Annotated in this window: 12 protein-coding genes; 5 read left to right on the top strand and 7 right to left on the bottom strand. The window is 64.4% G+C overall.

Annotated features, from left to right (window positions below; all coding sequences use genetic code 11):
• Nucleotides 1–78 precede the first annotated feature (78 nt).
• On the top strand, nucleotides 79–390 hold the full coding sequence (locus FA94_RS14650) for a YXWGXW repeat-containing protein (RefSeq protein ID WP_035552335.1): 312 nt from the start codon (nucleotides 79–81) through the stop codon (nucleotides 388–390).
• A 276-nt stretch (nucleotides 391–666) separates the two neighbouring features.
• Here FA94_RS14650 and FA94_RS14640 read toward each other — a convergent pair whose 3' ends face one another.
• A complete protein-coding gene (locus FA94_RS14640; protein WP_231584959.1) occupies nucleotides 667–2,160 on the bottom strand; it encodes a chloride channel protein in 1,494 nt (497 codons plus the stop codon).
• A 226-nt stretch (nucleotides 2,161–2,386) separates the two neighbouring features.
• Here FA94_RS14640 and waaC point away from each other — a divergent pair, with 226 nt between their 5' ends.
• Both waaC and FA94_RS39140 read left to right on the top strand, forming a co-directional pair.
• Nucleotides 2,387–3,391, top strand: a complete 1,005-nt coding sequence (gene waaC, locus FA94_RS14635) for a lipopolysaccharide heptosyltransferase I (RefSeq protein WP_035562152.1) — start codon at nucleotides 2,387–2,389, stop codon at nucleotides 3,389–3,391.
• 580 nt (nucleotides 3,392–3,971) lie between these two features.
• Nucleotides 3,972–4,109: a hypothetical protein gene (locus FA94_RS39140; RefSeq protein ID WP_179706336.1), complete on the top strand. Its 138-nt coding sequence runs from the start codon at nucleotides 3,972–3,974 to the stop codon at nucleotides 4,107–4,109.
• Nucleotides 4,110–4,113: 4 nt separating this feature from the next.
• On the opposite strand, the gene FA94_RS14625 is transcribed toward FA94_RS39140, so the two are convergent.
• From FA94_RS14625 to FA94_RS14615, 3 genes are all read right to left on the bottom strand, one after another.
• The gene (locus FA94_RS14625; protein ID WP_035552327.1) at nucleotides 4,114–4,293 is read right to left on the bottom strand and encodes a hypothetical protein; all 180 of its coding nucleotides are present in this window, start codon (nucleotides 4,291–4,293) and stop codon (nucleotides 4,114–4,116) included.
• 109 nt (nucleotides 4,294–4,402) lie between these two features.
• Nucleotides 4,403–5,710 carry an MFS transporter gene (locus FA94_RS14620; RefSeq protein ID WP_035552324.1) on the bottom strand — a complete coding sequence of 436 codons (1,308 nt, stop codon included), beginning with the start codon at nucleotides 5,708–5,710 and terminating at the stop codon, nucleotides 4,403–4,405.
• A gap of 429 nt (nucleotides 5,711–6,139) precedes the next feature.
• Nucleotides 6,140–6,574, bottom strand: coding sequence for an energy transducer TonB family protein (locus FA94_RS14615; RefSeq protein ID WP_231585121.1), 435 nt, complete (start codon nucleotides 6,572–6,574; stop codon nucleotides 6,140–6,142).
• 253 nt (nucleotides 6,575–6,827) lie between these two features.
• Between FA94_RS14615 and FA94_RS14610 the strand changes: the two genes are divergently transcribed.
• Nucleotides 6,828–7,133 carry an NIPSNAP family protein gene (locus tag FA94_RS14610; RefSeq protein ID WP_035552320.1) on the top strand — a complete coding sequence of 102 codons (306 nt, stop codon included), beginning with the start codon at nucleotides 6,828–6,830 and terminating at the stop codon, nucleotides 7,131–7,133.
• 288 nt (nucleotides 7,134–7,421) lie between these two features.
• Here FA94_RS14610 and argH read toward each other — a convergent pair whose 3' ends face one another.
• Complete coding sequence (gene argH / locus FA94_RS14605) at nucleotides 7,422–8,828, bottom strand: argininosuccinate lyase (RefSeq protein WP_035552317.1); 1,407 nt, start codon at nucleotides 8,826–8,828, stop codon at nucleotides 7,422–7,424.
• Nucleotides 8,829–9,067: 239 nt separating this feature from the next.
• Nucleotides 9,068–9,880 (bottom strand): helix-turn-helix transcriptional regulator, encoded by an 813-nt coding sequence (locus FA94_RS14600; RefSeq protein ID WP_035552313.1) that lies wholly within the window; start codon nucleotides 9,878–9,880, stop codon nucleotides 9,068–9,070.
• A gap of 202 nt (nucleotides 9,881–10,082) precedes the next feature.
• Between FA94_RS14600 and FA94_RS14595 the strand changes: the two genes are divergently transcribed.
• Nucleotides 10,083–10,835 carry a class I SAM-dependent methyltransferase gene (locus FA94_RS14595; RefSeq protein ID WP_035552311.1) on the top strand — a complete coding sequence of 251 codons (753 nt, stop codon included), beginning with the start codon at nucleotides 10,083–10,085 and terminating at the stop codon, nucleotides 10,833–10,835.
• A 145-nt stretch (nucleotides 10,836–10,980) separates the two neighbouring features.
• Here the strand turns inward: FA94_RS14595 and ppc are convergent, their stop codons facing one another.
• Complete coding sequence (gene ppc / locus FA94_RS14590; RefSeq protein ID WP_035552308.1) at nucleotides 10,981–14,133, bottom strand: phosphoenolpyruvate carboxylase; 3,153 nt, start codon at nucleotides 14,131–14,133, stop codon at nucleotides 10,981–10,983.
• Nucleotides 14,134–14,481: the final 348 nt, after the last annotated feature.

The raw sequence follows: 14,481 nt of genomic DNA, 5'->3' as shown, positions 1-14,481 counted from the left end.
CGGCCGCCGTCAGCCAGTTCGACCCCTCGCGCATTAAACGGATAACGCCGTATTCGGTGTCCAACTACAGAGGGAAAAATGAACAAGACCTTGCGTGTGCTGCTCGCCAACACCGTTCTGATCGCCGCCGGCGTCGCTGCCGTGGGATCGGCTTCGGCCGAAGAAGTCGTGGTGATCGCGCCGAACGCGCCGCCGCCCGTGCGTTACGAAGTCGTACCGACTGCGCGCGTCGGCTATGTGTGGGATCACGGTCACTGGCGTTGGGACCATGGCCGCTATGTGTGGGCCGCAGGTCACTGGCAAGCCGAACGCGTCGGCTTTCATTGGGTGCCGGGCCACTGGGACGCATTCGGTCCGCATTACCACTGGGTCGCAGGCCACTGGGCTTAATCGCCTCCCTTCAGCGTGACTGGCGCGGCGCGGCTCAAGCCGATTGAGCTAATCGAGTCGCTCGCGCCGCCTCTCCCCGATTGAACACAAAGAGCACGCAGGCGCCGCACATGCGCCTCGCGCGGATGCGCGCGCCTGCGTTTCGTTTCCCTAGACTTTCAGGACTCGAGTGATGAAAAAGAATCTGCTTCTGATCGCCATGCTGGCGATGATGCTGGCCGGTTGTGTCGTTGTACCGGCGCGGCCTTTGGTGGTGCGCGCGCCGGGCGTCGTGGTTTATTGACGCGGTGTGTCGGTGCCGTTTTCAGCGTCGTTCTTGGCGTTGTTTTCAGTGAGGCCTTGAACGCTGTCCCGGGTTTTATGTTCCGCCGTATTGTTGGTTTCGTCGGCATCGTCGGCTTCATTGACGACCACGGGTTCCGGCGCCTCGACCTCGGGGACTTCCGGCACGGGCGCGGGTGCCGGTTGCGGCAGCGGCTTCATATAGCGCTCCGCCAGCGACTCGTACAACGGCGGCGCGAACAGACGCGCGACGCGGCTCGCAATCAACGCGGTCGCCATCAGCGAAATCACCAGCGCGTGACCGTCGATCATTTCCATGACGATCACGAACGACGTGATCGGCGACTGCGTGACGGCGGCCAGATAGCCGACCATGGCCAGCGCGATCAGCATGGGCAATTGCATCGAGCCGAACACCATGTGCAGCAGATTGCCGAAGCCTGCACCGATCGACAGCGACGGCGCGAAGATGCCGCCCGGTATCCCCGGCAAATACGAGCCGACCATCGAGATCATTTTCAGAAACGGATAGAACACCGACAGATGCTCATGTCCGTCCAGCAGTCCGCGCGCTTCCGCATAGCCGCTGCCGAAAGTCGTGCCGCCCGAGATCAGGCCGACCACCGCGATCGCAAAACCGCACAGCGCGGCGAACGCGACCGGCCGCTCGCCATGCAATTGACGCAGCGGCGCCGGAATCCAGCGCGCGGTGTTCAGCAGCAGCCAGCCGAACACACCGCCCGCGATGCCGGTGACGATCGCGGTAAGCAGCACGGCGAGCGCCAGCAGATCGGGGAAATGCGCGCCGATCTGGATGGTGCCGAAATAGGTGTAGTTGCCGTTCAAGCCGAGCGCGATCACACCGGCGATGATGATCGCGGTAATCAGCACGCCGCTCGCGCGGGCTTCGAAGCTGCGCGTGAGCTCTTCGATCGCGAAGACGATCCCGGCGAGCGGCGTGTTGAACGCCGCCGACAGACCCGCCGCCGCGCCGGCCAGTACCAGTTGCCGCTCGATCAGCGCGTTCGAACGCGGATAGAGCCGCCGCAGATTGAACATCAGCGCGGCGCCCACCTGCACGGTGGGCCCTTCGCGACCGATCGTGAAGCCGCCGAGAATCGCCAGGAACGACACGGCGATCTTGCCGAACAGAATCCGGAACGACAGCAGGCGCGCGCCGTACTCACTGGGTTTCGAATGCAGCGTGGCAATGACTTGCGGAATACCGCTGCCTTCGGCGCCGCGGAAGAATTTGCGCGTGAGCCAGACCGCCAGTGCGGCGACCGCGGGCGTCACGATCAGCGGCGCCCACACGTGCTGTTGCTGCATCGTGCGAAATTCGCCGTAGCCCCAATCGATCAATCGGGCATACAGCACGGCCACCAGGCCGACGGCGATCGCGCCGAGCCAGAAAATGCCGTATTGCCGCCACAGGCGTCTCGCGCGACGCACGATTCCGGAAGAAAGAAGAGGGTAAGCGCGGGACATGAGAGGTGAGCCGTGTGCTGGCGCAAAAGGTGAATTATAGGGGCCGCAGACGCATCAAAACCGGGAGAAAGTATTTTGAAACGTACGCAAACGGTCTATTGTAAGGTTGACGATGTAATGCATTGTATTAATGACATGTTTGCGTGCTGCCGGCTTCGGTCAAGATTAATCCATTCGTCGGCTAAAATAGTTTGACGTTCGAACAACTAATAGGTCCTCAATGATGCTGAAGCGAGTCCTTATCGTTAAGGTCACTTCACTCGGCGATATCGTACAGGCGTTGCCCGTGGTCGCCGATATCAAGCGCGCGTTCCCCGGCGTTCAGGTGGACTGGGCATCGGACGAATCCTTCTCCGAGGTGGTGCACTGGAGCGAAAGCGTGGACCGCGTGCTGTCCGCGCCGTTGCGGCGCTTCAAAAAAGCCCGCCGCTGGGCCGATTTCAAGGCGATCGCGGCGTCGATCGCCGAGTTGCGGGCGTACCGCTACGACTATGTCGTCGACATTCATGGTGTCTACAAGAGCGCGATCATCGCCTTTCTGACGCGTTCGTCGCGGCGTATCGGCTATCAGAACCAGGATCTGGGCGAGCGTGGCGCCGCGTTTGCGTACACCGGGCGCTTCGGCCCGCGTCCGCAGTGCGATGCGTGGCACGGCATGCGCGTGAGCACGAGCGAGGCGCTGGGTTATGTCGTGGAAGGCCCGCCCATCTACAACCTGCGTTTGCCCGAGCCGGCCAAACCTCCGTTCGGCGGTGAGACCGCGCCGGTAGCGGCGTTCTTTCACGCCACCTCGAAAGACGACAAAAAATGGCCGCTCAGTCATTGGGCCGCGGTTGGCCGCGAATTGGCGCAGCGCGGTTTCAAGGTGGTGTTGCCGTGGGGTTCGGAAGGCGAGCGCGCCGAGGCGGAGCAGATCGCCGCCCAGGTGCCGGGCTCGACCGTGTTGCCGAAAATGAGCGTGACTGAAATCGCGCAAATGATCGACGCCTGCGCGCTGGTGGTGGGCACCGATACCGGCTTCGTCCATCTGGCGCACGCGTTGCTCAAGCGCACCGTGATGATCTTCGTGGCGACCTCGCCATCGCATTGCGGTATCCATGCGCCGTTCCGCTCGATCTCGATCGGCGACGGCGGCGCCATGCCGTCCGTCAGCGACGCGCTCGAAGCGATCGACTACGTCCACACCGAGCCGCACGACGTGGCCCTGCATCATCACGATTCGGCGGCCTGAGCGTTTCTTCTTGCGTCGCAGCGCAATCGTTTGCTGAAAAAGAAAAGAGGCGCGACGCACAGTCCGCCCGAGCGAACGGACGCTGCCACGTTGCGCCTCCAAAAAACGCCCGCGTCGGGGAACAACGGGCGGAGAGGAATCATCGCGAAGAACACGTAGCGCGCGTCGAAGTCGGTTTGCGGCTCTGCGCGCGCATTACACGTCTGTTAAAACTGTCGCTATTCGTTGAGCACCTAATCGTCTACGGCTCGAGTCGTGACGCTTTGATTCGCCCGCCTAACCGTGTTCAACGGCGCGTAAATGGGTCGCTGCAACATCCACGCTCAGGTTGCCGCGCCGCGTAACCGCAGCCAGCAAGGCATGCGCCGGATATTGATGGTCAACCCAGTATAGGCGGTGTTTTCCTCTGATGTGAGTCTCGCAAGGCGCCGCGTCGGATAACGCGAAAACGCGAGGCCCAAACCTGTAACGCCCGCGTGATCTTCCTTTACAAATGGCAACGCCCGCGCGAGGCGCCATCGTGTCCAATCAAATCATTCGGGGTTTCGGCTCGAATGAATCTGACTCGATGGAGAACAATATGAAACGCTTAATCCTGACCCTGATCGCAGGCACTCTGCTCGCCACGGCCCTCGGCGGCTGCATCGTCGCACCGGCCCCCGGCTACTACTACGGCGGCGGCTACGGCTACTACCATCACGGCGGCTACTATCGCTAAGCCGTCACGCCAGCAGCATTTCGAACGCGATGACCGCCGTGATGGCGGCCGCGTTTGCGGCCAGCGCTTCGATCACGATGCCTTTCCAGGTGGCGGGGCGAAAGCGCAAGGCCAGCAGCAGCGAGCACAGTAGCGCCAGCGCAATGATCATGACGATATCCGCGTTGTGGAGATGAACGTTCATCCGAGCCTCCCTGCTTGCCTTAGGGTTATTGAAGTTGAGTATAGGCAAGTCAAAAAGACGCGCAAGGCAGGGAATTTACTCAGAAGTCCCCCGCCTTGCGTCGCTCGCGTCACATCAGTTGGGTGTCGCGCGTTTCGCGCATGCACAGCACGCCGATCATGCTGACCGCCGCGGCGATCGACACATACGCGCCGACCCACGGCAGGCCGCCGTGCGCCGCCAGCACCGAGGCGATGTAAGGCGCCACGGACGCGCCGAGAATCCCGCCGAGGTTATACGACACGCCTGCACCGGTATAGCGCACGTTGGTCGGAAACAGCTCGGGCAGCAGCGCGCCCATCGGCGCGAAGGTCACGCCCATCAGGAACAGCTCGATCACGAGGAACAGCAGCACCAGCGGCGTCTGTCCGCTGCCGAGCAGCGGCGCCATCGTGAAGCCCGACAGGATCGCCGCGACAATGCCGACGAGCAGCACCGGCTTGCGCCCGTAGCGGTCCGCGGCCCAGGCCGACAGCGGCGTAGCGAGCGCCATGAAGACGACGGCGATGCACAGCATGCCGAGGAACGTCGGTCGCGGAATATGCAGCACCGAGACGCCGTACGACAACGAAAACGTCGTCGCGTTGTAGAACAGCGTGTAGCAGACCACCATGGCGAGCGCGCCGAGCAGCGTGGGCAGCCAGTGTTGCGACAGCAGTGTCGCGATCGGCACCTTGACGCGTTCCTTGCGTTCGATCGCGGCCTTGAAGGCCGGCGTTTCGGCGATTTTCAAACGCACGTACAAACCGAGCGCAACCAGCACCGCGCTGACGAGGAACGGTACGCGCCAGCCCCAGCTACGGAACTGCTCGTCGCTCAACGACAGAGCCAGCGCGAAGAACAGACCGTTGGACGCCAGAAAACCGACCGACGGCCCGAGCTGCGGGAACATGCCGAACCAGCCGCGTTTGCCGGCCGGCGCGTTTTCGGTGGCGAGCAGTGCGGCGCCGCCCCATTCGCCGCCCAGACCGATGCCTTGCCCGAAGCGCAGCACGCACAACAGGATCGGCGCGAGGCTGCCGATCGAGTCGTAGCCGGGCACGAAGCCGATCAGCGTGGTGGACACACCCATCACGAGCAGCGAAGCCACCAGCGTCGATTTACGGCCGATCCGGTCGCCGAAATGGCCGAACAGGAACGAGCCGATTGGCCGAGCGACGAACGCGATGCCGAACGTGACGAAGGCCGACAACGCCTGAGCGGTCGCCGAGCCGTGCGGGAAAAACACCGGTCCGATCACGAGCGCGGCGGCGGTCGCATAGACATAGAAATCGTAGAACTCGATCGCGGTGCCGATAAAGCTCGCGAAGATGATCCGCGCGCTACTGTTCTGCCCGGCCGCATTGGGCTGGGCCGCGGAAATCGGCGAAGTGGACATGCAAGGTCTCCTTTTGTCGTGGATGCCGGCGAGCGCCGTGAGTCTTGAAGCGGCGGCGCGCACGTGGGCGGCATCTCTGTTTGGGTTCGTTCGGGCTTGCTTCGGCGTCGGCGTCGGACGTGGACTGAGGTGCGGCCACCTGCGGCGGGGGCGACGAAGCAACAGCTTACAACGGCGGCTGGCCGTGTTCGCGCGGGAATGCGGTGATACCAGGGGAATAACCAGGGGCTTGCGCGACGCGTGCGGGTAGCGCGACAACGCGGTAATCGGGCCGATGCCGCGCCGGCGGGTGAGCGGGCGGTGTGAGCCATGCCGGATAGGTCCGGCGCAGGGAATCGCAAAATTATAGCGAGCTTGGGGCGGCTGCGGGCTCGGCCCGGCAGGGCGGTGCAGGGAGCTCACGCATGCGCTCTGCACAGGACCGCGCCGTCAGTCGATGGTTTGCGCTTGCGGCGAGGCCAGTTCGCGCAACTGGAATTTGCCGTCGTCGTTGAAGAGCCAGTCTTCGAACAGTTCAAGCTGGCCGCGTCCGTCGAGCAATTTGCCGGGCGGTTGCGGCAGCGGCGAAGCGCGTCGCAAGGTGGCGAGCGCGGTGCTTTCGGCTTCGTCGTCACCATTGGTGCGATACACCGACGACTGCAGCACGCGGCCGTTGCGATCCACCGTGAACGACACCACCACCAGCGAACGCAGCATGGCTTGCGGCGTGCCGCGCAACACATAGGACGGATTGCGTTCGATGATGCGTCGCGCGACGGCGTCGCGATACTGATCGAGCGTCGCGCTGTTGATGGCGGCGGGCGGTATCGTGAGGGCCGGGCGGGTTGGCGGCGTGAACGTGCAGGCGGTCATGGCGAACGCCATCACCGTGACGAGGGCTCGCGACGAGGCGCCGAAGCGTCCGATAAACCTTCCGGTAAAGCGGCGAACGTGACGTGTGCGGATGAGCATGGTCGCGGCAGCATTGAGGCAGGGTGTAGCTGGATGGTAGTCAAAAACCGCCGTGATTCAATGAGCGTTGTCCCTGCGTGCCGTCGAAATGCCGGCGCTGCGAACTGACCTATCATGTGTGCCGGCCTTCATCCATTCACCCATTCCGACACGGAAACCGGCAACCATGGTCACCTGCTATCTGCGCTACATCATCGACCCGTACAAGCTGAAAGAATTCGAGCATTACGGCAAGCTGTGGATTCCGCTGGTCGAGAAATTCGGCGGCCGGCATCACGGCTATTTTTTGCCGTCCGAAGGCGCGAGCAACGTCGCGCTCGCCATGTTTACATTCGAATCACTGGCGGCTTACGAGGCTTACCGTATTCAGTCAACGGACGATGCCGAATGCCAGGCCGCATTCGCGTACGCGCAGGCAACGCGTTGCATCGTGAGTTATGAGCGCAGTTTTTTTCGTCCGGTTTTCGCCTGAGTTCGGCCCGTTTGGCCTGCTGACGTGGGCCGCTCCGCAGCTTGTAATAGCCTGAAATATGAGCAGATTTGTTTGCGGCGAAAACGCGCCTACACTCTGCTGGCCTCTTTCGGGAGGCATCGGTGGAAGTCTTTCATTTAGCCCGCTTTATGCGGGCTATTTTTTTGCGCGGCACATTCATATGCCGCATTCAGGACGAAAAAAAAGCGAACCCGGTTCAAGGATTCGCTTTCTTGAGCGTCAGCGACGAGCGCGCGGCAAGCGCACTCATCGCACACCGGGCGCCGCTTACTGCAGTGCCGCCCGTGCTGCCTTCACCGCCGCGAGCACCTGTTCCGGCGCCGTGCCGCCCGGATGATTGCGGCTCGCCACCGACCCTTCCAGCGTCAGATACGAGAACACGTCGTCGCCGATCAGATGCGCGACGTTCGGCAGATCCGCGCGCATTTCCTCGAGCGACAGATCCGCCAGATCGCAGCCGCGATCCGCACAGATACGCACCGCCAGCGCGACCGCTTCGTGCGCGTCGCGGAACGGCAGGCCGCGCTTGACCAGATAGTCGGCCAGATCGGTGGCGGTGGAGAAGCCTTGCAACGCGGCGGCGCGCATGGCTTCCGGCTTCACCGAAATACCCGCGACCATTTCAGCGAAGATGCGCAGCGTGTCGGCGACCGTGTCGACGGTGTCGAACAGCGGTTCCTTGTCTTCCTGATTGTCTTTGTTGTACGCGAGCGGCTGGCCTTTCATCAGCGTCAGCAGCGCGATCAGATGGCCGTTCACACGGCCGGTCTTGCCGCGCGCGAGTTCGGGCACGTCCGGGTTCTTCTTCTGCGGCATGATCGACGAACCGGTGCAGAAGCGATCGGCCAGATCGATAAAGCCGACGCGCGGGCTCATCCACAACACCAGCTCTTCGGAGAAGCGCGACACGTGCGTCATGACCAGTGCCGATGCGGCCGTGAATTCGATCGCGAAGTCGCGGTCGGAAACGGCGTCGAGCGAGTTCGCGCAGATGCCGTCGAAGCCCAGCGTTTTCGCCACCGCGTGACGGTCGATCGGATAGCTGGTGCCGGCCAACGCGGCGGCGCCCAGCGGCAGGCGGTTCACGCGCTTGCGGCAATCGATCATGCGCTCGGCGTCGCGCGAAAACATTTCGACGTAGGCGAGCAGGTGATGCCCGAACGTGACCGGCTGCGCGACCTGCAGGTGCGTGAAGCCCGGCATGATGGTCGACGCGTTCTTCTCCGCCATGTCGACGAGCGCCACACGCAGTTCCGTCAGCAAGCCGCCGATCCGGTCGATCTCGCCGCGCAGCCACAGACGGATGTCGGTCGCGACCTGGTCGTTACGCGAGCGGCCGGTGTGCAGGCGCTTGCCGGCGTCGCCGATCAGCGCGGTCAGACGCGCCTCGATATTCAGGTGGACGTCTTCCAGGTCGAGTTGCCACTCGAACTCGCCGCGCTCGATTTCACCCTGGATCTGCGCCATGCCGCGTTGGATCGCGGCGAGGTCGTCGTCGGCGATGATCTTCTGCGCGGCCAGCATCGAGGCGTGCGCGAGCGATCCCTCGATATCGACGAGCGCCAGACGCTTGTCGAAGAAGACCGACGACGTATAGCGTTTGACGAGTTCCGACATCGGCTCCGAGAAGCGAGCCGACCAGGCTTCGCCTTTTTTGTGCAGTTGGGACGTCATGGTGTTGGGCAGTTAAGCGGCGGTTGAGCGGCAGTTAAGCAGCGGGGTTGAGCGAGCGATGAAGAGGCTGACGGCGCAAGGGCACGGTGCGTGCGAGGTGCCGCCGAAGCGCGGAAAGACAGGGATTTTAACACCGGCGGAGCAGGCCGAAGACAGGGCGGTGGGCAGCGAACGCGCTGCCCACCCGGCGAACGAGTCGCGACACGCACGCCGGGCGGCGTGTCGAGCGCCGCGCGCGGCTACTCGCGCACCAGCACCACCAGCTTCAGATCCTCACGATGCGCGGGTTTGAACGTGATCTGGTCATAAACGATGCGGCCGTCGCGCGGATGGTTGAATTCGCGCCGCCCGCCCTCGCGGCCGCCGACGTCCTGCGACGCCCAGAAGCGCGTGAACGCGTCGCTGGCGGCGCTGAGGGAGTCGATCAGCGCGCGCGTGGGCGCGTCGTTCAGATGGCGGATCGAGTCGGCGCGAAACTCGGCGGCGAGCCGCCGCGCGCGCGTTTCCCAGTCGACGATCAGCTCGCTCGCGGCGGGTTCGGTGAAGGTGTAGCGCAGCAGATTGCGGTCGTGCGCGCCGTCCAGCCAGCCGACGAACAGGTCGGCGGCGCGCTCGTTCCACGCCAGCGCGGTCCACTGACGGTCGAGCACATAGGCCGGCGCGTTGACCAGCCGCACGGTTTCGAGCAGCGTGGCAGGCGCCTCGGCGGCGGCCGGATCGGGCTCGGCCGGATCGCGCTGGGCGGCCAGCTCGAACAGATAGGCCCGCTCGGCGCGCGACAACTGCAACGCGACCGCGATCCGCGCGAGCGCCTCGGCGGAAGCCGACACCGGCCGCCCTTGCTCGATCCACGTGTACCAGGTCGGGCTCACGCCGCACAGTTGCGCGACTTCCTCGCGCCGCAGGCCGGGCGTGCGGCGGCGCGGACCGGGCGGCAGGCCGACCGCTTGCGGCGACAGGCGCTCGCGGTGAGCGCGGATGAAGTCGCCGAGCGCGCGGGCGGGGGTGGCTTCGAGCGGCGGCGGGTGGTCGGCGGTGGGCGGCGTGGTCATTCTGAGCGGGCGGCGCGTAGAGCGGCGTAGAGGGGATTATTGAGGATTGTTCGGGCGATCTTTTTTGGGGGTGCTTTTGATACCAGAATAATTGCTTAACTTGTACTGGTACACGGCGGGCCCTATTGTAGCGGCAGGAACGCAGCAACGCCTTCCCGTATCAGCTGGGTTTCACCCAATAACCGATAACCGGAGCCTCCCCATGAAGCATCACGATCAGGTCGCCGACGCCTTCGGCTCGACCGCCGCCGCGTATTTGACGAGTCAGACCCATGCCACCGGCGCCGATCTGCAGACGCTGGCGACGTCGATCGCCGCGACGCCGGACGCGACGGTGCTCGACATGGGATGCGGCGCGGGCCACGCGAGCTTCGCGGTCGCTAAGCATGCGAAAGAGGTGGTCGCGTACGACATCGCGCCGCAAATGCTCGCCACGGTCGAAGGCGCGGCGAAAGAGCGCGGCCTCGCGAACATTCGCACGCAGCAGGGCGCGGCGGAAAAGCTGCCGTTCGCCGATCACAGCTTCGACTGGGTGATCAGCCGGATGAGCGCGCACCACTGGCACGACGTGCCGCTCGCGCTCGCGGAAGTGCGGCGTGTGGCGAAGCCGGGTGGCAAGGTGTTGTTTATCGATATCGCCGGTAGCGATCATCCGTTGCTCAATACGCACTTGCAGGCGGTCGAGGTGTTGCGCGACGGTTCGCATATCCGCGATTACCGCGCCGACGAATGGGTCGCATTTTTCGAAGCGGCGGGATTTCAGGCGTCGATTCGCGAGCGCTGGCGCATCGATATCGAATTCAGTTCGTGGGTGGCGCGCATGCGCACGCCGGAGCCGCGGGTCGTAGCGATCCGTTCGCTGTGGACCCATTCGCCGGACGAGGTGCGCGCCTATTTCGACGTGCAGGAAGATGGCTCGTTCAAGCTCGATGCGCTGATGGTCGAGGCGCACTAACGAACGCGCACAAGAAAGCGAGAAAGGAACCCGCGAAGGAAAAACCCCCAGCCGGAAATGACAACGCCGGACACGGAAAAAACTCCGTGCCCGGCGTTGTCGTTCAAGCGGCCGACCACGCCGCTTGCGCGCTCAAACCGTGTGCTTAACCCGTATTGCGCAGCCCCGCCGCAATCCCGTTGATGCTCAGGTGAATCCCGCGCCGCACACGTGCGTTGGTGTCGCCCGCGCGGTGACGCTTGAGCAACTCCACCTGCAAGTGGTTCAGCGGATCGAGATACGGAAAGCGGTTCTTGATCGAACGCGCGAGCAGCGGATTCTCCGCGAGCCGCTCGCTCTTGCCGGTGATTTCCGACAAAACCTTCGACGTGCGTTCCCACTCCGCGACGATCCGCTCGAACACGTGCTTGCGCAGCTTCTTGTCCGACACCAGCGCCGCATAACGCGAAGCGACGGCGAGGTCGGTCTTCGCCAGCACCATGTCCATGTTCGACAGCAGGTTCGAGAAGAACGGCCAGCTCTTGTGCATTTTCTTCAGCAACGTGAGACGGCGCGCGCGTTCGGCGTCGCTCGGCGCGCTGTCCAGATGCGCGGCCACCGCGCTGCCGAAACCATACCAGCCGGTCAGCAGCAAACGGCATTGGCCCCACGAGAAGCCCCACGGAATCGCGCGCAGATCTTCGATCTTGCGTTGCTTCGGATCCTGCAGTTTGCGCGAAGCCGGCCGGCTGCCGATGTTCAGCTCGGCGATCTCGGCGATCGGCGTCGACTCGAAGAAGTACTCCTTGAAGCCCGGCGTTTCATAGACCAGCGCGCGATACGACGCCATGGCCGCGTCCGACAACTGCTGCATGGTCTCTTCGAACTCGGGCAACTGCGCGGGCGTATTGCCGTGCGGCAGCAACGACGCTTCGAGCGTCGCGGCCACGACCGTTTCCAGATTGCGCCGGCCGATTTCCGGATTGCCGAACTTGCTGGCAATCACTTCGCCTTGCTCGGTCAAACGGATCTGACCGTCGACGGTGCCCGGCGGCTGCGACAGAATCGCCTGATAGGTCGGACCGCCCCCTCGGCCGACGGTGCCGCCGCGGCCATGGAACAGCCGCAGCGTCACGCCGCGCTGGTTGAACAGCGACACCAGCGCGAGTTCGGCGCGGTACAGCTCCCAGTTCGACGTGAGGAAACCGCCGTCTTTATTGCTGTCCGAATAGCCGAGCATGACTTCCTGCTCGTTGCCCTGATGTTCGATCAGCGCGTCGACGCCCGGCAGCGAAATCAGGTCGCGCATGATGTGCGGCGCGTTGCGCAAGTCGGGAATCGTCTCGAACAGCGGAATCACCATCAGGCCCGCGCGCGCCGGATCGTTGGCGTCGCCCAGACGGCCGTGCAGCAGGCCGGTTTCCTTTTGCAGCAACATCACTTCGACCAGATCGCTGACCGTTTCCGTGTGCGAAATGATGTAGTTGCGCACCGCGCGCGCGCCGAATTTTTCACGCGTCACACGGGCTTCTTCGAGCACGCCGAGTTCGCTCTTCACGAGATCGGAATACTCGGCATACGGCAGACGCAACGGACGCGGCTGTGCCAGTTCGGCGAGCAGCACGACCAGCTTGTCCGCTTCCGACAGCGCCGCGTAGTCTTCCACGACGCCCGCGCGCTTGAGCAATTCGGCGATCACGGCTTCGTGAACGTCCGAGCTTTGACGCAGGTCGATGCTCGCGAGGTGGAAGCCGAATACTTCGGCGGCGCGCGCGAGCGGCGACAGACGCGGCGCGGCCAGCGGCGCGCCGTGATGCTCGGCGAGCGAATCCATCAGCACGTGCAGATCGCGCACGAAGTCGGCGGAGTCGTCGTACGGGATCGCACGCACCGGCGCCGCGCCGCGGCCGGCGCTGCGCACCGGCACGCTGCCTTCGCCCAGACGCACGCGCGCGCTGGCGGCGAGCCGCGTGTACATGCCGATCAACGCACGGCGATACGGCTCGTCGGTGCGGTGCGGCGACTGGTCGGGCGACGCGGCGGCGAGCGCCTTGAGCGGCTCGCTCGCGCCCGCCAGCAGGTTCGACACCGACAACTCCGCACCGAGCTTGTGGACCTGCTCCATGTAGTGTTCGAAGATCACCGCGGCCTGGCGGGTGATCGCGTTTTCCAGCGTTTCGGCCGTGACGTTCGGATTGCCGTCGCGGTCGCCGCCGATCCAGCTACCCATCTGGAAGAACGGCGGCAGACGCGCTTCGAGGCCGTGCTCGGCGAGCGCTTCTTCGATATCGGCGTACAGCGCCGGGATTTCTTCGAGGAAGGTGGCGCGATAGAACGACAGCGCGTTTTCGATTTCGTCGGCGACGGACAGACGCGTGTCGCGCAGCATGCGCGTTTGCCACAGCGACGTGACGCGTGCGCGCAGCATCGCTTCATTGTGCGTGCGCTCGCGATCGGTCAGTTGCTGGTCGCGCTCGGCAAGCAGACGGGCGACGTCGTGCTGCGCGTCGAGAATGCTCTTGCGCTGCACCTCGGTGGGGTGCGCGGTCAGCACCGGCACGATCAGCGCTTCGTTGAAGAACTGCTGCAGCACCGGCGTCGCGGCCGCGCCGGCGGCGACCAGCCGCTCGAGCGCATGGGCGATCGTGCCCGGCTGCGAGGTCGAGCCGGCCAGCGCGTGAATCCGGTGACGGCGGTTGCGGTGGCGGTCTTCGGCGATATTCGCCAGATGCGAGAAGTAGCTGAACGCGCGCACCACGCTGACCGTTTGCTCCGGGCTCAGCGAGCGCAGTTTCTTGTCGAGCGTTTGCGCGGCCGCGCTGTCGTCCTCGCGGCGAAAGCGCACCGCCGTCTGACGGATCGTTTCGACGACGTCGAACACCGCGTCGCCTTCCTGCTCGCGCAGCACGTCGCCGAGCAGGCGTCCCAGATAACGGATGTCCTGGAACAGCGGGTGGTCCTTGTCTTCGCGCGTGCGGCCGTTGGTTTTCGGCGCGGAAACCTTGGTGTCTTTCGACACGGCCTGCAACTGCGGCGCAGTCACGCCGGCCGCAGCCGGTGTGGCCTTGTCCGTCTTGACGGTTTTCATGGGCTTGGCCGCCTTGGCGGACGTGGACGTTTTAGCGGATTTGCTGGCCTTGGCGGCATGGGCCGGCTGGGCGGCGCGGGCTGTTTTGCCGGCGCGTTTGGCCGGTGTCGACTGCGTGGCGCTCGCGGTGGAGCCGGCGGAAGCGGTAGGCGCCGCGGCGGTGTCGGCCGCGTTGGTGTTGGGCGATGCAGTGTTGCGGCGGGCAGGGCGCGCCGATCCGGAAGACGTCACGATGGGTTTCCTCAGGGAAGCCGGGGTCTGTTGAGTGATGAACTGCTACTGCGGAACTGCGCTACGGACTGCATGTGAACAGCACTAACGACAGGTGCCGATGGAGAACGGCTGTGGAACCAGCACGCTGAACCGCCGAAACGCCGGTGAGGGTGACCGTGCGCCGGCATGCGATGCACGCCGGCCGGGTCGGCCACGCGTGCAGCTTGCGCCGCATTGCATCATCCCGCATGCCGGGCAGCGGTGCGCGAACGACCGTGCGTGAACAGGCTGGGATGGGGCAGGCGTGCGCTGCGCGAAGCCTGTCTCCTCCATCGATACCGCGCCCGCACGGCGGCTGGCCGTGCC

The sequence above is a fragment of the Burkholderia sp. 9120 genome, from assembly GCF_000745015.1.
Lineage (GTDB): Bacteria > Pseudomonadota > Gammaproteobacteria > Burkholderiales > Burkholderiaceae > Paraburkholderia.
Note: the sequence above shows the minus strand (reverse complement) of the source record. Positions and strands in the feature narration are given on the sequence as shown.